Origin of the sequence: Halovibrio sp. HP20-59, assembly GCF_033052795.2 — a bacterium.
GTDB lineage: Bacteria > Pseudomonadota > Gammaproteobacteria > Pseudomonadales > Halomonadaceae > Vreelandella.
On the sequence record NZ_JAWJUW020000018.1, the window covers coordinates 1 to 19,683 of the forward strand.

General features: G+C 54.6%; 19 protein-coding genes and 1 other RNA gene. 15 read left to right on the forward strand and 5 right to left on the reverse strand.

Features of this window, described 5'->3' with window-relative positions; translation table 11 throughout:
• The first annotated feature begins 102 nt into the window (after window positions 1-102).
• The 3 genes from RZA33_RS16280 (at window position 103) to RZA33_RS16290 (ending at window position 2,347) form a co-directional block, all read left to right on the forward strand.
• Complete coding sequence (locus RZA33_RS16280; RefSeq protein WP_317508758.1) at window positions 103-753, forward strand: metal-binding protein ZinT; 651 nt, start codon at window positions 103-105, stop codon at window positions 751-753.
• A gap of 162 nt (window positions 754-915) precedes the next feature.
• Entirely contained in the window at window positions 916-1,314 is a 399-nt protein-coding gene (locus RZA33_RS16285; RefSeq protein ID WP_317508759.1) for a lysozyme inhibitor LprI family protein, read from the forward strand.
• 541 nt (window positions 1,315-1,855) lie between these two features.
• Window positions 1,856-2,347 carry a hypothetical protein gene (locus RZA33_RS16290; protein ID WP_317508760.1) on the forward strand — a complete coding sequence of 164 codons (492 nt, stop codon included), beginning with the start codon at window positions 1,856-1,858 and terminating at the stop codon, window positions 2,345-2,347.
• Window positions 2,348-2,698: 351 nt separating this feature from the next.
• Here the strand turns inward: RZA33_RS16290 and ssrA are convergent.
• Window positions 2,699-3,078: a transfer-messenger RNA gene (gene ssrA, locus RZA33_RS16295) on the reverse strand.
• 45 nt (window positions 3,079-3,123) lie between these two features.
• The gene (gene smpB / locus RZA33_RS16300; RefSeq protein ID WP_317508761.1) at window positions 3,124-3,615 is read right to left on the reverse strand and encodes an SsrA-binding protein SmpB; all 492 of its coding nucleotides are present in this window, start codon (window positions 3,613-3,615) and stop codon (window positions 3,124-3,126) included.
• Window positions 3,616-3,741: 126 nt separating this feature from the next.
• Here smpB and RZA33_RS16305 point away from each other — a divergent pair, with 126 nt between their 5' ends.
• Both RZA33_RS16305 and RZA33_RS16310 read left to right on the forward strand, forming a co-directional pair.
• On the forward strand, window positions 3,742-4,176 hold the full coding sequence (locus tag RZA33_RS16305) for a type II toxin-antitoxin system RatA family toxin (RefSeq protein ID WP_317508762.1): 435 nt from the start codon (window positions 3,742-3,744) through the stop codon (window positions 4,174-4,176).
• A complete protein-coding gene (locus RZA33_RS16310) occupies window positions 4,166-4,483 on the forward strand; it encodes an RnfH family protein (protein ID WP_317508763.1) in 318 nt (105 codons plus the stop codon). Before RZA33_RS16305 ends, RZA33_RS16310 begins: the two co-directional genes overlap by 11 nt.
• A gap of 18 nt (window positions 4,484-4,501) precedes the next feature.
• Here the strand turns inward: RZA33_RS16310 and RZA33_RS16315 are convergent, their stop codons facing one another.
• Window positions 4,502-4,960, reverse strand: a complete 459-nt coding sequence (locus RZA33_RS16315) for an outer membrane protein assembly factor BamE (RefSeq protein WP_317508764.1) — start codon at window positions 4,958-4,960, stop codon at window positions 4,502-4,504.
• Window positions 4,961-5,032: 72 nt separating this feature from the next.
• On the opposite strand from RZA33_RS16315, the gene fur reads away from it, so the two are divergent.
• Window positions 5,033-5,485 carry a ferric iron uptake transcriptional regulator gene (fur, locus tag RZA33_RS16320; RefSeq protein WP_096276274.1) on the forward strand — a complete coding sequence of 151 codons (453 nt, stop codon included), beginning with the start codon at window positions 5,033-5,035 and terminating at the stop codon, window positions 5,483-5,485.
• Window positions 5,486-5,639: 154 nt separating this feature from the next.
• On the opposite strand, the gene recN is transcribed toward fur, so the two are convergent.
• Window positions 5,640-7,313: a DNA repair protein RecN gene (gene recN / locus RZA33_RS16325; RefSeq protein WP_317508765.1), complete on the reverse strand. Its 1,674-nt coding sequence runs from the start codon at window positions 7,311-7,313 to the stop codon at window positions 5,640-5,642.
• 199 nt (window positions 7,314-7,512) lie between these two features.
• Between recN and grpE the strand changes: the two genes are divergently transcribed.
• The 4 genes from grpE (at window position 7,513) to RZA33_RS16345 (ending at window position 12,501) form a co-directional block, all read left to right on the forward strand.
• On the forward strand, window positions 7,513-8,154 hold the full coding sequence (grpE, locus tag RZA33_RS16330; RefSeq protein WP_317508766.1) for a nucleotide exchange factor GrpE: 642 nt from the start codon (window positions 7,513-7,515) through the stop codon (window positions 8,152-8,154).
• Window positions 8,155-8,296: 142 nt separating this feature from the next.
• Window positions 8,297-10,231, forward strand: coding sequence for a molecular chaperone DnaK (gene dnaK, locus RZA33_RS16335; RefSeq protein ID WP_317508767.1), 1,935 nt, complete (start codon window positions 8,297-8,299; stop codon window positions 10,229-10,231).
• Window positions 10,232-10,345: 114 nt separating this feature from the next.
• A complete protein-coding gene (dnaJ, locus tag RZA33_RS16340; RefSeq protein WP_317508768.1) occupies window positions 10,346-11,497 on the forward strand; it encodes a molecular chaperone DnaJ in 1,152 nt (383 codons plus the stop codon).
• A gap of 104 nt (window positions 11,498-11,601) precedes the next feature.
• Window positions 11,602-12,501 (forward strand): DMT family transporter, encoded by a 900-nt coding sequence (locus RZA33_RS16345; RefSeq protein WP_317508769.1) that lies wholly within the window; start codon window positions 11,602-11,604, stop codon window positions 12,499-12,501.
• On the opposite strand, the gene RZA33_RS16350 is transcribed toward RZA33_RS16345, so the two are convergent.
• Window positions 12,479-12,850, reverse strand: a complete 372-nt coding sequence (locus RZA33_RS16350) for an ABC transporter ATP-binding protein (protein ID WP_317508812.1) — start codon at window positions 12,848-12,850, stop codon at window positions 12,479-12,481. The genes RZA33_RS16345 and RZA33_RS16350 overlap by 23 nt on opposite strands.
• 208 nt (window positions 12,851-13,058) lie before the next feature.
• Between RZA33_RS16350 and RZA33_RS16355 the strand changes: the two genes are divergently transcribed.
• From RZA33_RS16355 to greA, 5 genes are all read left to right on the forward strand, one after another.
• Complete coding sequence (locus tag RZA33_RS16355) at window positions 13,059-13,340, forward strand: DUF2218 domain-containing protein (RefSeq protein ID WP_317508770.1); 282 nt, start codon at window positions 13,059-13,061, stop codon at window positions 13,338-13,340.
• Between the two features lie 169 nt (window positions 13,341-13,509).
• The gene (gene dapB / locus RZA33_RS16360) at window positions 13,510-14,316 is read left to right on the forward strand and encodes a 4-hydroxy-tetrahydrodipicolinate reductase (protein WP_317508771.1); all 807 of its coding nucleotides are present in this window, start codon (window positions 13,510-13,512) and stop codon (window positions 14,314-14,316) included.
• A 382-nt stretch (window positions 14,317-14,698) separates the two neighbouring features.
• Window positions 14,699-15,844, forward strand: a complete 1,146-nt coding sequence (carA, locus tag RZA33_RS16365; RefSeq protein WP_416337880.1) for a glutamine-hydrolyzing carbamoyl-phosphate synthase small subunit — start codon at window positions 14,699-14,701, stop codon at window positions 15,842-15,844.
• 69 nt (window positions 15,845-15,913) lie between these two features.
• Window positions 15,914-19,144: a carbamoyl-phosphate synthase large subunit gene (carB, locus tag RZA33_RS16370; protein WP_317508773.1), complete on the forward strand. Its 3,231-nt coding sequence runs from the start codon at window positions 15,914-15,916 to the stop codon at window positions 19,142-19,144.
• Entirely contained in the window at window positions 19,141-19,617 is a 477-nt protein-coding gene (gene greA, locus RZA33_RS16375) for a transcription elongation factor GreA (RefSeq protein ID WP_317508774.1), read from the forward strand. The genes carB and greA overlap by 4 nt, the downstream gene beginning before the upstream one ends.
• Window positions 19,618-19,683: the final 66 nt, after the last annotated feature.

Here is a 19,683-nt window from a genome sequence, read left to right on the forward strand (position 1 = left end):
AACAACATGCCGACCCATGCAGGCTCCTTCAACATTACACGCTGATTTTATTGAAAATATTCGTGGGGATCCCTCAGACTTAAAGGCGTTACTGCACTTGCATTGAGTGCTTTGATACTGACGGGGATTCAAGGCGTTAGTGCCAATGACCATGGTCATGAGCATGACCATACTCATAGCGATCACGATCACGATCACGATCACGATCACGATCACGATAGCGATATTTATGCAGGTTATTTTGAAGACGAACAGGTCGAGGACCGCCCGCTTTCCGACTGGGCGGGTGATTGGCAATCCGTCTACCCTTATCTAGAAGATGGCACGCTAGATGAAGTGTTTGCGCACAAAGCAGCCCAAGGCGATAAAACAGCTGAGGAATACAGAGCGTATTACGATACGGGGTACCAAACCGATGTAGAGCGTATCGTTATTGAAGGAAGCGACGTCACCTTTTATGAGAACGGCGAAGAGAAAACCGGCGAATACCAATACGATGGCTATGAAATTTTAACCTACCAAGCGGGCAATCGCGGTGTACGGTTTATTTTCGAACTGGAAGGTGACTTTGATGAGCTTCCTCAGTATATCCAGTTCAGCGATCACGATATTTATCCTACCGATGCGAACCATTTCCACCGCTACTGGGGCGATGATCGCGAGGCGCTGCTAGAAGAAGTGACTAACTGGCCGACTTACTATCCATCGGCGATGGATGGTGAAGAAATTGTTGAGGAAATGATCGCGCATTAATCGCAACAGCCAAAGAAAAAACACTATTAGTGTGTTCAATTTATCACAAAGCGCTGGCCGAGAGGCCAGCGCTTTGCTTTTATAAGGCTGTGCCCAGAGCTGTGTGGGGGTAGGTGCCTAGTGGTTCCGTTTAATGTTTACTCGTTCTCAGGAGATAAAACGATGCGGTTATCAGTTCTATCTATTGGCGTCGGACTTTTGCTCTCTAGCGGTTTTGTCACCGCAAACGAGGCGTGCGATAACGCCAACACACAAGCCGAGCTAACCCAATGCACGGCGCAGGGGTACCAGGTGGCCGATGACGAGCTTAACGAGGCTTATCGGGTATTGGTTAGCAAGTTGGACAATAATTCAGCGTCGCTTGAAAAGCTCAGAGAGGCCCAGCGGGCGTGGATCAATTTTCGTGATGCCGAGTGCGCGTTTGAAAGTAGCGCTGTTGAAGGCGGTAGCGCACAGCCCATGGTGCGTAATGGGTGCCTGACCGCGCAGACAAAAGCGCGTACGGAAAGATTGCAGGAGCATGCTAGCTGCGAAGAAGGGGATTTAAGCTGCCCGTGGTGAGCGAGTAGGCTGCCTACCGTAAGTACTTCCCCTGGCGGCCTTATGAGCCCTATCTGCCGGAAGACCGCTTTGAAGTATCTATAAGCCCTTCTTTTTTCATAGCTGGCTAGCAGTGAAAATCGCCTCTTCGCTAATCTGCGTTTGAATCCCTCACCTTGTTTTCTCCTGCGTAAGATTAATGAACTTGGTGCAAATGTCGCTCTCCTTAGTGGGTTTTATCCATAGCAGTTCCTGCTTGTTTGGCGACTTTGTCGTTGAAAGCTCGAGCATACAAAACTCAGTTGGCTTAATCCTCATGTGCTAGGCTGAAAGAGTATGGCGGATGGCTGCTGGTGGCAATCGACCCTGAGTGTACATTCCGGAAAATGCAGCAGGCGCGCGAGTTTTGATTATACGGCCTAGTGGAAGTTAATAGTTCAAAGAATCATAGCCTTGGAAGGGCCTGGCAAGCTGCATTTGCCGGAAAAAAGTGACAGTTCGTTCATTCGATCATAAAACGCGCCGTCTAATACGCTGTTAGATTAATAGGGACTTTGTCTTTGTGATTATTGAGCTTCCAAAAATCATCCCAGTTTTGGTAGGTGGCTTGCTCGCCATCGGTGGTGGTGTAGCAGCACAGGTCGTGACGCACTGGCTCTCCGCCCGTCGAGAAAGGGAAAAACTGATTAGGCAAAAAGCAGAGGAGTTTATTTCGGCCCTCTATGATCACCGAGACTGGTTGAGTGATCAGAATAGCCGCCTTGTATTTGGTGCAGAATCACCTGAAATGCCCTCGCCGCTGGATAGGGCTTCAGCCATTCAAGAGCTGTACTTCCCAGATTTATCGTCGGCTTTAGCAAAAATTAATCGGGCTCTTGTACCGATTGTCCAATTTCAATATGAGAACGCAAAAGCTCGCCTTGAGGATAAGGCGAAGTGGGTTGAAACCTACGATAGTGAAGAATTTAACGTTTTGTATCAGCCGTACTTGGAGGCCTTCCATGAGGCAGTCGAAGCAGTTGTTCAGAGTGTGAAACTTCGGACAAGAATCTAACCAAGCGCTCAACGGGACGCCAACTACGCGCTGCTCCGTTGCCTCCCATTAGCGCAGCGTTAAAGCGCTATATCAGTGGCTCCTAAAAGGCCGCTCTTGGCCGAAAGCTGCCTTCAAAAATCGACCGTAGTCTCTAGCGCCACATGCAATGCCGAAAACGATATGGGCCGCAAGCACAGTGGCCAATAAATCGGCAGAATGGGTAGAGTAACAAGCTGATTAACCCAGCCTGGCTGAAGATATCTAGGAAAAAGGCTAGCCAAAAAGTTGACCACGCTATGCCGAAACAGGCGCTTTTCAGCCCGCAGTCACAAAAAAAGCACCCATAGGTGCTTGATTTGTATAGTAAGGTGGTGGAGGCGGCGGGAATTGAACCCGCGTCCGCCAGCACGCGCCTATTGGCTCTACATGCTTAGATTTCGTCATTTGATTTAACGCGACTGACTCCGACGATCAGGATTCAGCCACGCGAGTCTTCTAAAGTTTAACGCTTGGCGAGAAGACACCACCAAACGCGATCCTATCAGCTTTAGCTCGTATCCCCTCAGTGATGAATAGGCACATCACCTTGGGGCCAGACAAGAAGCTAACAGTGTTTAAGCTGCTAGCGCGCCTTGAGCGTAGTTTTCGTCATTTGCGACTATTTTTCGTGATGTGGGATTTACGAGATACATCACGCTCTCGGCATGCACCGCAAGGGTTGTTACCGGCGTCGAAACCATGTCGCCCCCTTATTACAAGTACGTATTCTAACGTGCTCACAACTGATTGACCAGTTATGCCTTGTTATGTTCCCGCATAATTCGACCTTTTTGACGGCTCCAATCGCGATCTTTTTCTGTCGCGCGCTTGTCATGCTGCTGTTTGCCGGTAACTAGCGCCAGCTCGCACTTCACTTTATTGCGCTTCCAGTACAGCTTGAGAGGCACACAGGTGTGGCCTTTGTCCTGGGTAATCGAAAAGATTTTGGCGATCTCTTTGCGATGCAGCAGCAGTTTGCGAGTGCGCGTCGGGTCAGCAATTTCATGGGTGCTCGCGGTATTGAGCGGCATGATATGGCTGCCCAGCAGGAACGCTTCGCCGTTGCGTACTAAAATATAGGTATCGGTGAGCTGCGCTTTGCCAGCGCGCAAGCTTTTCACTTCCCAGCCAGCGAGTGATAACCCAGCCTCGAAGGTTTCATCAATATGGTACTCAAACCGCGCCTTTTTATTCTGGGCGATAACGCTGCTGCCGGGACCTTTGCTTTTACCTTTCTTTGTGGCCATGGAACCTCATCATTAATCTGTCAGTGGCATCCCCTTCGTTATTTGGGGAGGCGTGATACCATTTAAGGTCTAAAAAATTGTTCCCCATGATACGCTTTGGGTACTGTGAAGTCAGCGGAGAGGTCAATGCCAACCGTCAATCGTTCCGCCTTAGTGCGGCATACCCCCCAAAAAATGTTCGATTTGGTTAACGACTTCGAACGCTACCCCGAATTTTTGCCCGGCTGTCGTCAGGCGCGTTTGCTCGAACATGATGAGGTGCATCTCATCGGTGAAATGACCTTGGGGCGCGCCGGGGTCGAGCAAACCATTACGACTCGCAATGACCTTTTTGCGCCCGAGCGCATTGAGATGTCGCTCGTCAAAGGGCCCTTCAAGCGACTGAAAGGACGCTGGCTGTTTATCCCCATGGGGGAGGGGTCTTGCAAAGTCAGCCTGGAAATGGAGTTTGAATTTGCCAATCGCCTGCTCGGCATGGCCTTCGGGAAGCTCTTTCAGCAGATAGCCGGGCAGTTAGTCGATGCCTTCACTAAGCGCGCCAACGACCTGTATGGCCGCTGAAAGGCTTGCTGTCGAGGTTGCCTACGCCCTGCCGCACAAACAGCGCATCGTGGCGTTGAGGGTGCCTGAAGGCACCACTGCGCGCCAAGCTGTGACGCTGGCCGATTTGCCTGCGCTGTTCCCCGAGTTGCCCAGTGACACTTTTGCTCAGGCGGTGCTGGGTATCTTCGGTAAAGCGCTACGCGACCCCGAGACACATGCATTGCGTGAAGGTGATCGAGTAGAGGTATATCGACCGCTGGCCGTCGACCCCAAGGTCGCTCGCTTAGCGCGTGCAAAACGCCAAGCAAGCGATCAGGGGCGCTAAATCCGTTTCTAAAACCGGTTAAGGTTGCGAAATGGGTTGTGCGCTTGGCGGTATAGGCGTCTCTGTGCTCTCTTCAGGCAGGGCATCAAGGGGGTCAGCTCCCTCTGCTGCTGGCCCTATGCTGTTCTCGCCATCGAGTGGCAGCGGTTCGGAAAAATCGCCTTCTTTTTCGATGTTCGCTAAGCGCCCTTGGGGGTCGAAAGTAAGCGTGACGCGACGCTGCTCTACATCGCCATACGCCTCGTCGAGACGGAACACGTAGTCCCATTCGCTGGCGTCAAAGGGCGCTTCCAGCAGTGGCCTGCCCATCACGTAAGTAACCTGCTCTTGGGTCATGCCAAGTTCCAGCTGACTGACCATTGTCTGGGTGATCAAGTTGCCTTGGGGGATATCGCGCTTGTACACGCCAACGTAGCTGCAGCCGCTAACAACGGTAAGGGCAACGGAAAGCGTGATGATTTGAGTCAATTTTTGCATTTGGGCCTATTCTTCACTATCGTGGTTTCGGTTGATCATACCCGACCTAACCAGTTACTGCGAAGAGCGACCATGGCCGATCAGAACCATGAATTACGCAAAGCCGGTCTAAAAGTGACCCTGCCGCGCGTCAAGATACTGCAGATTCTCGAAAATGTTTCGGGCCAACACCACCTTAGCGCTGAAGAAGTGTATAAAACACTGATTGACGCTGGCGAAGATGTTGGTCTAGCGACTGTCTACCGCGTACTGACTCAGTTCGAGTCAGCAGGCTTGGTCATACGTCATAATTTTGACGGTGGTCATGCGGTATTTGAGATGACCCAAGAGGATCACCATGACCACATGGTGTGCCTTGAAAGCGGCGAAATCATTGAGTTTGTCGATGAAATCATTGAACGTCGTCAGCAAGAAATCGCTGAAGAGCATGGCTACGAACTAGTGGATCATGCCTTGGTGCTTTACGTCCGCCCGCGTGGGTCTGACGTAACCCGGCAAGACAGCGGGCCTACGAATAGAAAGTAAACATCGTGGGTCGCAACAGTAAGCGCTCCTGCACTACCTAGTTGATTTCACTGCCGGTGAAATTGGCTGAGTAGTCAGGAGCGTTTTTGTTGTTTCTAAGCATAACTTTTTTGTTGTACGTATAGCGGTCTGCAAGCGCTGAGAGGCGCTCCCGTCAGTGCGGTGGGCGTTGGCTAGCGTGCAGCATCTCGCGCGCGTGGGCGAGCGTTTGGTCCGAAAGCGTTACACCGCCCAGCATGCGCGCTAGCTCGCTGACGCGGCCTTGTTCATCGAGTAGTGCCATTTGCGTCAGGGTGGTATCGCGTTTCGCCTGTTTCTCGATATGTAAGTGCTGGTGCGCCTGTGCCGCCACCTGGGGCAGGTGGGTTACGGTCATGACTTGGCCGTTTTCGCCCAGCTTGCGCAGGAGCTGCCCGACTATTTCGGCGGTGGCACCTGAGATGCCGACGTCCACTTCGTCAAACACCAAGCTGGGCACCGTCGAATGCGTTGCCGCGACGACTTGGATCGCCAGGCTAATCCGCGATAATTCACCCCCAGAGGCGACTTTGGTCAGCGGGCGTGCGGGTTGCCCGGGGTTGGCGCTAATCAAAAACTGCACGCGATCAAGCCCTTCAGGAGAAGGCGCGTCTTTCGCGGTCACTTCCACTTCAAAGCGCGCTTTGCCCATGGCCAAATAGCCCAGCTGCTGCTGTACCTCTTTGCCCAGGCGTAGCGCGGCTTTTTGGCGTTTATCGCTGAGTTTCTTAGCGGCTTGGCGGTAGCGCTCGCGGTACTCGACCACTTGGGCGCCAAGTGCCTCAAGGTCGTTGCCTCCCTCTTCGAGTTGCGCGACTTCCCGCTGTAAATTGGCATGCAGAGCGCAGAGCTCTTCAGGAGCAACATGGTGCTTGCGAGAAATCCGGTGCACATCGGTCATGCGCTCTTCCACCCAGGCCAGCCTCTCTGGGTCTAATTCGGTGGTGCTCGCGAGGCGGTTAAGCTCGCTGGAGGCCTCTTCGACTTGGATACGCGCATCGCTCAACATGGCGAGCGTATTGGCTAGAGTGCCCTTGTCGCTACCCGGCAGGGCGCTTAGGTGGGCGAACGCTTGGTTGAGTAACGAAAGCGCGCCACCCTCATCGCCAGCGCAGCAGTCGGCGGCAAACTGGGTTTCGCGTAGCGTCTCTTCGGCATGGGCAAGGGTATGCTGTTCTTCTTCCAGCGTGGTCAGTTCGCCTTCTGCCAAACCGAGCTGGTCAAGCTCTTCAACCTGGTAGCGCAACAGCTGACGCTTGGCTTCTACTTCGCTGCCCGCTTCGCTCAGCTTCTTCAATTGACGGCGCGCATTGCGCCACTCGCGAAATGTCTCGGCTAATTGCGTCGCGGTATCGCCAAGCCCGGCGTAATCGTCAAGCAATGTTAGATGGGTCTCTTCGCGCATTAAAGCGTGATGGGCATGTTGCCCATGGACCTGAATCAGCTGTTCGCCGAGTGACTTGAGATCTGAAATGGTCGCCGGGTGGCCGTTAATCCACGCTTTGGAGCGGCCGTTGGCGGTGACGACTCGGCGCAGCAAGCACTCTTCTGCAGGGAGGTCGCGAGCCGCTAACCATTTGGCGGCGGCAGGCAGGTGCTGGATGTCGAAGCGTGCGGAGAGGTGCGTGCGTTCGCGGCCGTGGCGTACGCTGCCGGCATCTGCGCGTTCGCCCAGACATAGCCCAAGGGCGCCTAGCAGGATAGATTTTCCTGCCCCGGTCTCCCCGGTAATCGCGGTCATACCACCGGTCAAGTCGAGTTCTAAATGATCGACGATGGCGAAATCTTGAATAGCGAGCTGAGTGAGCATGGCGCCTCCTGAGGCGGTACGGCACAGAAGCTGGATACTTATCCAATAGTTGTTGTTTTATACAGTAGTTAATAACTCACTTCAATGCGCCCTCTTGAGATGACATTTATGGCCCCCATATAGCGTGGATAGTTAGCTAAAGCCTTATTTTTTGTGCGTCGCCCGGTGTGGCAGCGCCTTATCTTTTTAGGAGCACAACATGGCAAAAGAACCGCAAACTCCGTTGGATGACGAGCTGGCTCGCCAAGAGCAAGAAGCGGATGGCGCCGAGCAGGCGGCTGAGCAAGCCGCAGAAGAGCGCTTGGCAGAAGGTGAGTTAGAAGGCTTGATCAATGACGAAGAGTCGTTAGAAGGCAGCGTAGGCAATCCCGAAGCGGAAGTGCTGGCTGAAAAGGTCGAAGAATTGGAGCAAAGCTTGGCTGAAGCCAAAGATCAGGCATTGCGCGCCGCTGCTGAAGCGCAAAACGTGCGCCGCCGTGCTGAACAAGACGCTGAAAAAGCGCGCAAGTTTGCCTTGGAAAAATTTGTCAAAGAGCTGTTGCCAGTGGTGGATAGCTTGGAAAAAGCGCTTGAGACCATGCAAGAAGGCGCCTCAGAAATTCATCGTGAAGGTGTCTCCATGACCTTGAAGATGCAGCTGGATGTCCTCAATAAGTTTGGGGTTGAAAGCATTGAGCCCCACGGCGAGCCGTTTGACCCTCAAGTGCACGAGGCGATGACCATGGTGCCGAATCCGGACCTGGAGCCAAACACCGTCATGGAAGTGATGCAGAAAGGTTACTTGCTCAATGGACGCTTGGTGCGCCCGGCCATGGTGGTGGTGAGTCAGAAAGCCAGTTAAGCCAATGGCGCACAAGGTGTGAAAAAAGCCTTGAAAAGCTAGCAGCGGCCCCCAAATAAGGGGTAACCCTGCGGGACATCCCGCAAAAAGCTTTAAAAGCTAAATTTTCAGTTTTGTAACAACCGAATTCGAGGTATTTGCTATGGGACGTATTATTGGTATCGATCTGGGCACCACTAACTCTTGTGTGGCCGTGCTCGATGGAGACAGCGCTAAGGTTATTGAAAACGCTGAAGGCGGCCGTACCACGCCTTCCATCATCGCTTACACCGATGATGGTGAAACGTTGGTAGGCCAGGCGGCCAAGCGTCAAGCGGTAACCAATCCCGAAAACACCCTGTACGCCATCAAGCGTCTAATCGGCCGTCGTTTTAAAGACGACGTTGTCCAGAAAGACATTAAAATGGTGCCGTACAAAATCACCGAAGCCGACAACGGCGATGCCTGGGTAGAAGTAAAAGGCAAGAAGATGGCGCCGCCGCAGGTGAGTGCGGAAGTGCTGAAGAAAATGAAAAAGACCGCCGAAGACTACCTCGGCGAAGAAGTGACCGACGCCGTTATTACCGTGCCGGCTTACTTCAACGACAGCCAGCGTCAGGCCACCAAAGACGCCGGTCGCATCGCGGGGCTTGAAGTTAAACGTATTATCAACGAGCCGACCGCTGCTGCACTGGCCTACGGCATGGATAAAACCCGCGGCGACAAAACCATCGCGGTTTATGACCTAGGTGGCGGTACCTTCGATATCTCTATCATCGAAATTGCCGATGTTGATGGCGAAACCCAGTTTGAAGTGTTGGCCACTAACGGTGACACCTTCCTGGGCGGTGAAGATTTCGATCTGGCGTTGATCAACTATCTGGTTGACCAGTTCAAGTCTGACAGCGGCATTGACCTGTCGGGTGACAACTTGGCCATGCAGCGCCTGAAAGAAGCCGCTGAGAAAGCCAAGATCGAGCTATCAAGCGCCCAACAGACCGATGTTAATCTGCCTTATATCACAGCCGATAACACCGGCCCGAAACACCTGAACGTGAAAGTGACCCGTGCCAAGTTGGAATCGCTGGTTGAAGACCTGATCCAACGCTCGCTTGAGCCGTGCAAAGTGGCACTGAAAGACGCTGGCCTGTCCGCGTCTGAAATCGACGAAGTGATCCTGGTCGGTGGTCAGACACGCATGCCGATGGTGCAGAAGAATGCCGCAGACTTCTTCGGTAAAGAAGCGCGCAAAGATGTTAACCCGGACGAAGCGGTAGCCGTTGGTGCTGCGATTCAGGGCGGCGTACTTGGCGGCGACGTTAAAGACGTACTGTTGCTCGACGTGACCCCGCTCACCTTGGGCATCGAAACCCTGGGTGGCGTGATGACGCCGCTGATCGAAAAGAACACCACCATCCCGACCAAGAAGACCCAAACCTTCTCAACCGCGGATGACAACCAAACGGCGGTGACCATCCACGCCGTACAGGGTGAGCGTAAGCAAGTGTCGCAGAACAAGTCGCTGGGTCGTTTTGATCTCGCCGACATTCCGCCCGCACCGCGCGGCGTGCCGCAGATTGAAGTCGCCTTCGATTTGGATGCCAACGGTATCTTGAACGTTTCGGCGAAAGACAAGGCCACTGGCAAAGAGCAGTCGATTGTCATTAAGGCGTCTAGCGGCTTGTCAGAGGAAGAAGTCGAGCAGATGGTGCGCGATGCTGAAGCTCACGCTGAAGAGGACAAAAAGTTCGAAACGCTGGTTCAGCTGCGTAACCAAGCCGATGGCATGATTCACGCCACGCGCAAAACGCTAGAAGAAGCGGGCGATAAAGCCACTGACGACGAAAAGCAGTCGATTGAAACGGCCATCACCGAGCTGGAAGAAGCAGTGAAAAGTGACGATGCCGATGAGATCCAGAAGAAACTGGATACGCTAACCGAAGCCTCTGGTCAGCTAGCTCAGAAAATGTATGCCGAGCAAGCCGAAGCAGCTCAGCAAGAGGGCGGTGAAGGCGCTGAGAGCACAAGCTCCAAGCCGGAAGATGACGTGGTTGACGCCGAGTACGAAGAAGTTAACGACGATCAGAAAAAGCAGTAATTAACCTCTTTCTGCCAAGGAAAGTGGTGACGCGGGAGCTAACTCCCGCGTTGCTGTTTCCGCAGCCGAGACGCCTAAAGTTGAATGCGTAGCTAACCAGGAGGCGTAGGGCCTATGTCCAAACGCGATTATTACGAAGTCCTGGGTGTCGAAAAAGGGGCCGATCAGAAAGAGATCAAAAAGGCCTATCGCCGTCTGGCGCAAAAATTCCACCCTGACCGAAACCCGGACGATAAAACCTCGGCGGAAAAATTCCGCGAAGTGTCCGAAGCCTATGAAGTGCTGAGCGACGGCGAAAAGCGCGCTGCCTATGACCAGTTTGGTCATGCCGGCGTTGATGGCCAAGGTGGCGGCGGCGGTGGTGGTTTCGGTGGCGCCGGTGCTGGCGACTTCAGCGACATTTTCGGCGATGTGTTTGGCGATATCTTTGGCGGAGGCGGCGGTCGCCGTCGTGGGCCTAATTCGCCAGCGCGCGGGTCTGACTTGCGCTATAACCTAGAGCTGGATTTAGAAAGCGCCGTTTCAGGTACTACGGTAGACATCCGCGTGCCGAGGCATATCGAGTGTGACCGTTGCGATGGTGATGGTGCTGAGCCCGGTACCACAAAAGAAGGCTGCCCTACGTGTCACGGCCACGGTCAAGTGCGCATGCAGCAAGGCTTTTTTGCGGTGCAGCAGACTTGCCCCACTTGCCACGGTACCGGCGTACAAATCAAGGTGCCGTGTCACAAGTGCAACGGCGATGGGCGTGTGCGTGAAACGCGGACGCTTTCCGTTAAGATTCCGCCCGGTGTGGATACCGGCGACCGTATCCGCCTGAACGCTGAAGGTGAAAGCGGCGTTAACGGTGGCCCGCCCGGTGATCTTTATGTGCAGGTGGCTATTAAGCCGCACCACATCTTTGAGCGCGACGGTAGGCACCTGCAGTGCGAAGTGCCGATCAATTTTGTTGATGCAGCGCTGGGTGGTGAACTTGAAGTGCCGACACTCGATGGCCGTGTGAAGTTGAAAATTCCGCCGGAAACCCAAACCGGTAAGCTGTTCCGTCTGCGTGGCAAAGGCGTGAAGCCTGTGCGCGGCGGCATGCCGGGTGATCTGCTATGCAAAGTAGTCGTGGAAACACCGGTGAAGCTTAACGACGAGCAGCGCGACCTACTGCGCCAGCTGCAAGAGAGCTTCGACGGTAGCAACAGCCACAGCCACTCGCCGAAGAAAACCGGTTTCTTCGATAGCGTGAAGAGCTTCTTTGAAGACATAAAGTCGTAATATAGCGCTTTAAAGGATGCTTTCAGTGGTACTCTGTTACCTGTAAGTTGACAATAACCCCTTGCTCTGTAAGGGGTTATTTTTTTATAAGGGAATAAGACGTAATGGTGGGTAGCGACGAACGGCTTGGCTTAGGCATCTGGCTACGCGTACTGTCCGGTGCACTGTTTACAGGCATGCTGGTGTGCATTAAAGCCGTGAGTGACGAAGTCCCGGTAGGGCAGTCGGTGTTTTTCCGCTCGCTGTTTGCGCTACTGCCGATTGTCGTTTTCCTTCTGCTGCGGCGAGAGTTCCCCAGGGGGCTGGCCACGCGCCGCCCGCTGGGGCACGTGCTACGTTCTGGGTTGGGGGCGGCGGCGATGTTTGCCTCTTTTGCCGCGGTGGCGCTATTGCCCGTCGCCGAGGCAACCCTGCTCGCCCAGTTGACGCCGGTCTTTATGGCGCTGGGGGGCGTGCTGCTTCTGGGGGAGCGCTTCTCGCTTAATCGCGCGGGCGGCGTGGTGCTGGCGCTTGCCGGGGTCGCAGTGCTGATTTTACCCGGGCTTAATGCCAGTTCGAGTAACGGCCAAGCTGTCGGATACGCGCTAGGAGCGCTGAGTGCGCTGTTAACTGCCGGGGCGCTACTCACTGTCAGGCGGATTTCGCGAACAGAAACGGCGGCCTCAATCGCCTTCTACTTTATCCTGGTGGCTGCGTTGGCCGGGCTGGCAACGCTTCCGCTGGGTTGGGCGGCGCTTACCCAAGTGGAGTTTGCACTTTTAGTGTTATCGGGGTTGTTTGGCGGTGCTGCGCATATCGCGATGACGCTCGCCTTACGCTACGCTGAGGCGTCGCGTTTGGCGCCTTTCGAATATATTGCCTTGGTATGGCCGGTACTCGCTGATTGGGTGCTGTTTGGCATTCCCGTTTCCAGTGGGTTTTTGCTAGCGCTACCGCTGATGTTAAGCGGGGTAGCGCTAGCGGCCATGGAAGGGCGACGGCTTAAACGGCCTCTTCGACAATAAGCTGAGGCCGCCCCTTCGAGCACGACTCAATGCGAGCGGTGACTTTATACACCTGGCGCAGGAGCGCAGGGGTAATCACTTCCGCCGTGGGGCCGCAGGCGATCAGGCGTCCGTTTTCGAGCACCATTGAGGCGTCGGTAAAACGTAGCGCGTGGCCAAGATCATGCAAAGCCACCAGAATCAGCATATTGCGCTCGTCGGCCAGACGGCGCAGCACGGTCAGCAGATTGATCTGACGATTGAGATCGAGCGCTGAAGTAGGTTCATCCAGCATCAATATATCGGGCTCTTGCACCAGCGCTTGTGCGGCGCTGACAAGCTGGCGTTGCCCACCGCTAAGGTTGCCGATGACAGCATGGCGACCGAGTTGCTATTGTAACTGATTATCGTTTGGGTGGCATTACCGTCTTGCGGTGTTTTATAAGCTACCTGCTAGGCTTGTTACGTTGCCTTACGCACTATCGCCATGGTGGCTGGTAGCACGTGTTGGAGTTCGCGGCCTGCTATCGTTGTCGCCTTTTACAGTTAGCAAGTGCTTACGTTGTTGGAGAGTCATTATGCCGTTATCCCGTGCTGAAGTTGTTACGCCTTCTGCCGAGCGTTTGATTAATCGTCTAAGCAAACACTGGGCGCATAAGCTGGAAGTTGAGCAAACTGACCAGCAAACCAAAATCACCTTTCCGACGGGCGCTTGTTTAATGAGCGTTGCGCCCGATATGTTGGTGGTTGCCATCGAAACCCTAGAAGAGGGGCATTTAGATGAGCTCGAAGGCGTGATTGAGCGCCACTTGATTCGCATGGCGGGTGATGAAGAGCTGATAGTTGTTTGGGAGAACTAAATTGTCTGGGAGGACTAATGTTTTGAGAGAGCTAAGTTGTTTAAGAGAGCTAAGCAAAGCCTCTTCGTAAAAAAGAGCAGGGCACCGAATGCCTCGGCGCGTCTGCTATAATCGCAGCAGTTATTGATTCGTCTATTTTTGGCGCCAAGCGCAGAGCACAGGAGTTCGCATGACCCGAATTGCGATTGTGGGGGTGGCTGGTCGTATGGGCCGCACGTTAGTCAATGCTGTCGAGCAAGCAGCTGAGGCGACGCTAGCCGGTGGGATCGTGGAGCCAGGTAGTTCATTGGCCGGTGCTGATATCGGCGAGCTTGCCGGTGTAGGTAAGCGTGGTGTCGTTGCGGTCGATTCACTCGAAGCGATTGTTGACGACTTTGATGTGCTGATTGATTTCACTGCCCCGCAGGTCACTCTGGCGAATCTGGCCTTTTGTGCGCAGCACGGTAAGCGCATTGTGATTGGCACTACCGGGATGAGTGACGACGAGCTCAACCAACTTGATAGCTACCGCGATAAGGTGGCGATGGTGTTTGCGCCTAACATGAGCGTCGGGGTTAATTTGACCCTGAAGCTGCTCGAAACCGCTGCCAAAGCGCTGGGTGATGAAGGTTACGATATTGAAGTCATAGAGTCCCATCATCGTCACAAGGTCGATGCGCCTTCCGGTACGGCAATCAAAATGGGCGAAGTGATTGCCGACAGCCTGGGGCGTAACTTGAAAGATCACGGCGTATTTGAGCGTGTTGGCCAGTGCGGCCCGCGCACTGACAAAGAAATCGGCTTTGCCACCGTTCGTGCGGGGGATATCGTCGGCGAGCACACGGTGATGTTTGCCACCGAAGGCGAGCGCATCGAAATCATTCACAAGGCTTCCAGCCGCATGACCTTTGCCAAAGGTGCCGTACGCGCTGCGCGCTGGGTCGCTGACAAAGATAACGGCCGTTACGACATGCAGGATGTATTGGGACTAGCGTAAGAGCTTGTCTGTCACTACTTGAGCAGGGCGCTAGAGCAACCCTGCCATCAAGGGGTAGTCTTCGGCCAAAAATTCCTGTAACATTCCAAAAATTTTGGCCGGGTGGCATCTTAAAAGGCGCGCTTGTTGCGTTGGTCAGCCCCAAAGCCTGCCCCCTGAGTTTGCTGTTATTAAGTTAATAAGCTAAGCGGCTCTGAAGGGCATCAAACAACAAGCGGGATGAAACCGATTCTTTTTATCGGCTTCGTCCCGCTTTTTTACGGCCCTTATTTTGATGATAAAAGTTTTATCACGATGCGCCGTGAACGATGAAAAAATTGCTGAGCCTGCGCCCCACAGGCTCCCACCAGCATGGGAGAATCTTGTTTTGAATAACCCCGCATTGAGCAAACCCGCCATATTGGCTCTGGAAGATGGCAGCGTGTTCCATGGCACCGCGATTGGCGCGGACGGACTAACAAGCGGTGAAGTGGTGTTCAATACGGCCATGACCGGCTATCAAGAAATCCTCACCGACCCTTCCTATGCCCGCCAAATCGTGACCCTGACCTATCCCCATATCGGCAATACCGGCGTTAACGGCGAAGACGTGGAATCCGCCTCAATTGCCGCGGCGGGCTTGGTGATTCGTGATCTGCCACTCATGGCCAGTAGCTTTCGCTCTGAGCAATCGCTGTCGGACTACCTGAAAAGCCAGAACGTGCTCGGGATTGCCGATATCGATACCCGCCGCCTTACGCGTATTTTGCGCGACAAAGGGGCGCAAAAAGGGGCAATTTTAGCGGGTGCCGATGCAGAAGGGGACGACGCGGTCACGCGGGCGCTGGAAGCCGCCAAGGCATTCCCTGGCCTGAAAGGTATGGATCTGGCCAAAGAAGTGTCGTGCAAAGAGTCCTACGAGTGGTCGGAAGGCGAGTGGGTACTGGGTGCAGGCTACGCTGATGCTTCTAAAAGCGAGCGCCCTTACCATGTGGTGGCGTATGACTACGGCGTGAAATTTAACATTTTGCGCATGCTAGCCGCGCGCGGCTGCCGCTTGACGGTCGTGCCCGCGCAAACACCTGCTGCTGAGGTGCTGGCGATGAATCCCGATGGTGTGTTTTTAGCCAACGGCCCCGGCGACCCGGCGCCCTGCGACTACGCTATCAAGGCGATTCAGGAAGTGCTGAAAACCGACATTCCGATGTTTGGTATCTGCCTGGGCCACCAGCTGCTGGCGCTTGCGGCAGGGGCGAAGACAGTCAAAATGAACCTCGGTCACCATGGCGCCAACCACCCAGTGCAGGACCTTGCTACAGGCACTGTGATGATTACCAGCCAAAATCATGGCTTTGCGGCGGATGAGGCGACCCTGCCTGCGAATGTGCGCGCAACGCACCGCTCGCTGTTTGATGGCACGTTGCAAGGGATTGAGCTTACTGACCGACCAGCGTTCAGCTTTCAAGGCCACCCAGAAGCGAGCCCCGGCCCGCGTGATGTGGCGCCGCTGTTTGATCGTTTCGTGACCATGATGCAAGTGCGTCGCTAACGCGTCCTGTTGCATCACTGTATCGCCGCCTTTTGTCGCTAATCGTCACCATTTTTTGCGGGAACCGTTATGCCTAAGCGTACCGACATCAACAGTATTTTGATCATTGGCGCTGGCCCGATTGTGATCGGCCAGGCCTGCGAATTCGACTACTCCGGCGCCCAGGCGTGTAAAGCGCTGCGCGAGGAGGGTTACCGGGTTATTTTGGTTAACTCCAATCCCGCTACCATCATGACTGATCCGGCCATGGCCGATGCTACTTACATCGAGCCGATCACCTGGCAGACGGTGGAAAAAATCATCGAAGCCGAGCGCCCGGATGCGATTCTGCCCACCATGGGCGGCCAGACCGCGCTGAACTGCGCGCTCGAGCTTGAAAAGCATGGCGTGTTGGAGAAGTTCAGTGTCGAGATGATCGGTGCCAATGCCGATGCTATTAACATGGCCGAAGACCGCGACCTGTTCGATCAGGCCATGAAGCGCATTGGTTTAGAGTGCCCGAAGGCGAAAGTGGCGCACAGCATGGATGAAGCCTGGGAAATTCAGGCCGAGTTGGGTTTTCCGACCATTATTCGTCCTTCCTACACCATGGGCGGTTCCGGCGGCGGCGTGGCGTACAACAAGGAAGAGTTCGAGGAGATCTGTACCCGCGGTTTCGAGCTCTCCAACAACCACGAGCTGCTCATCGATGAGTCGCTGCTGGGTTGGAAAGAGTACGAGATGGAAGTTGTGCGTGATAAAAACGACAACTGCATCATTGTCTGTGCGATTGAAAACTTCGACCCCATGGGCGTGCATACCGGTGACTCCATTACCGTAGCCCCGGCGCAAACGCTGACCGATAAAGAGTATCAGATCATGCGTGACGCCAGCCTCGCGGTACTACGCGAGATTGGTGTAGAGACCGGTGGTTCCAACGTCCAGTTTGGTATGGACCCTAAGACCGGGCGCTTGGTGGTTATCGAGATGAACCCGCGGGTGTCGCGCTCTTCGGCGCTGGCCTCAAAGGCGACCGGTTTCCCAATTGCTAAAATCGCCGCGAAATTGGCGGTGGGCTATACCCTCGACGAGCTGCAGAACGATATTACGGGTGGCCGCACCCCAGCCTCGTTTGAGCCGTCTATTGATTACGTGGTCACCAAGATCCCACGCTTCACGTTCGAGAAATTCCCCCAGGCTAACGACCGCCTGACCACCCAGATGAAGTCGGTGGGTGAGGTGATGGCGATTGGGCGTACTTTCCAAGAGTCGCTGCAGAAAGCGCTGCGCGGCCTGGAAACCGGTAACGATGGTCTTGATCCGATCATTACCGATTTCACGCCAGATAACATGGCGATTATCCAGGGCGAACTGCAGGCCGCCGGTGCCGAGCGTATTTTCTACGTGGCGGACGCTATCCGCTCAGGTATGAGCGTCGACGACGTCTTCGCGCTGACCAATATCGATCCTTGGTTCCTGGTGCAGTTAGAAGATCTGGTGCTGACTGAAAACGCCGTCGCTAAACGTTCGCTAGCCGACTTCTCCGCTCGTGAGATCTATCAGCTCAAGCGCAAAGGCTTCGGCGATGCGCGCCTAGCCAAGTTGCTGGGAGTGACAGAAAAAGCGTTCCGCAAAAACCGTCAAGCGGCGGGTATTCGTCCTGTTTATAAGCGTGTTGATACCTGTGCCGCTGAGTTTGCTTCAGACACCGCTTATATGTACTCCACGTATGAAGAGGAGTGCGAGGCGGATGTTACTGATCGTCAGAAAATTATGGTACTGGGCGGTGGCCCCAATCGTATCGGCCAGGGTATCGAATTTGACTACTGTTGCGTTCACGCCGCCTTCGCCATGCACGACGACGGCTATGAAACCATCATGGTCAACTGCAACCCAGAAACGGTTTCTACCGACTACGACACCTCTGATCGTCTCTATTTCGAGCCGGTAACGCTGGAAGACGTGCTGGAAATCGCCGATAAAGAGAAGCCGGTGGGCGTGATCGTTCAGTTCGGTGGTCAGACGCCGCTGAAACTGGCCCGTGAGCTAGAGGCTGCCGGTGTGCCGATCATTGGTACCACGCCGGATGCTATCGACCGCGCAGAAGATCGTGAACGCTTCCAGGTGATGATCGAAAAGCTGGGCCTGAAGCAGCCGCCCAATGCCACCGCGCGCAGCTTTGCCGAAGCCTTCGATAAAGCCGAAGTGATTGGCTACCCGCTGGTGGTGCGCCCCAGTTACGTGTTGGGCGGCCGGGCCATGGAGATCGTCTACGACGCCTCCGAGCTTGAAAACTACATGACTCACGCGGTGAAAGTTTCTAACGATTCACCGGTGCTGCTGGATCACTTCTTGAGTGCGGCAATCGAGATCGATATCGATGCAGTGTCAGACGGTCAGCAGGTGGTGATCGGCGGCATCATGCAGCACGTAGAGCAAGCGGGCGTTCACTCCGGTGACTCCGCCTGTGCGCTGCCGCCTTACTCGCTACCTGCCGACGTGCAGGACGAGATGCGCAATCAGGTTAAGCAGATGGCCGTTGAACTGGGCGTTAAAGGCTTAATGAACGTGCAACTGGCCTGGCAGGATGGCGAGATCTACGTGATCGAGGTTAACCCACGCGCCTCGCGTACGGTGCCCTTTGTGTCCAAGTGCATCGGCACCTCGCTGGCGCAGATTGCGGCCCGCTGCATGGCCGGTAAAACTCTGGCTGAGCAGGGTTTTGAGAAGGAGATCGTGCCGCACTTCTATAGTGTTAAAGAGGCAGTTTTCCCGTTCAATAAATTCCCCGGAGTCGACCCGATTTTGTCGCCGGAAATGAAGTCCACCGGCGAAGTGATGGGCTCGGGCGAGACCTTTGCTGAAGCCTTCTTCAAGGCGCAGCTGGGAGCAGGCGAGGCCATTCCTGCGCTGACGGGTGAGCGTAAAGCGTTTCTTTCCGTGCGCGAGCCGGATAAGGCGGGGATTATCGAAGTGGGCCGTTCTCTGCTAACATTAGGCTTTACGCTATGTGCAACACGGGGAACTGCGGCTGCTTTGGAAGCTGCCGGGCTTGCCGTGGAGCACGTCAATAAAGTCTACGAAGGTCGTCCCCATATCGTCGATCTGCTTAAGAACGACGAAATCGCCTACATTGTGAACACTACCGAAGGTCGTCAGGCTATTAACGACTCTTCGGTCATTCGCCGTACTGCTCTCTCGCGCAAGGTGCCCTATGCGACCACCTTGGCGGGCGCTAATGCTGTTTGCATGGCGCTTGAGTACGGTAGGGAGATTACGGTGCGGCGCCTTCAGGATCTGCATGCAGGAGCAAGTCAATGAACAAGGTCCCGATGACAGTGGCGGGAGAGAGAAGCCTTCGTGAAGAGCTCGATCACCTCAAAAGCGAAGCGCGTCCGCAGGTGATCGCGGCCATCGCCGAAGCGCGTGAGCACGGCGATCTGAAAGAGAATGCTGAGTATCATGCCGCTCGCGAACAGCAGGGGTTTATTGAGGGGCGTATTCAGGAGATCGAAAGTAAGCTCTCCGTCGCCCAGGTGATTGACGTCACTAAGCTACCCAACACGGGTAAAGTGATTTTTGGGGTCACCGTATCGTTAATGAATCTGGATACCGATGCGGAAGTCACGTATCGCATTGTCGGTGAAGATGAGGCGGATATTAAGTCCGGGCGTATTTCGGTCACCTCGCCGATCGCGCGTGCGCTGATTGGCAAAGAAGAGGGCGATGTCGTGGTGGTCAAAACCCCCGGTGGTGACGTGGAGTATGAGATAGGTAGCGTCGAGTACGTGTAACAAAAAACGCCCCTTCAATTGACCCATGTTAGGTCGATTGAGGGGCGTTTTAGTGTAGCGCCGCTC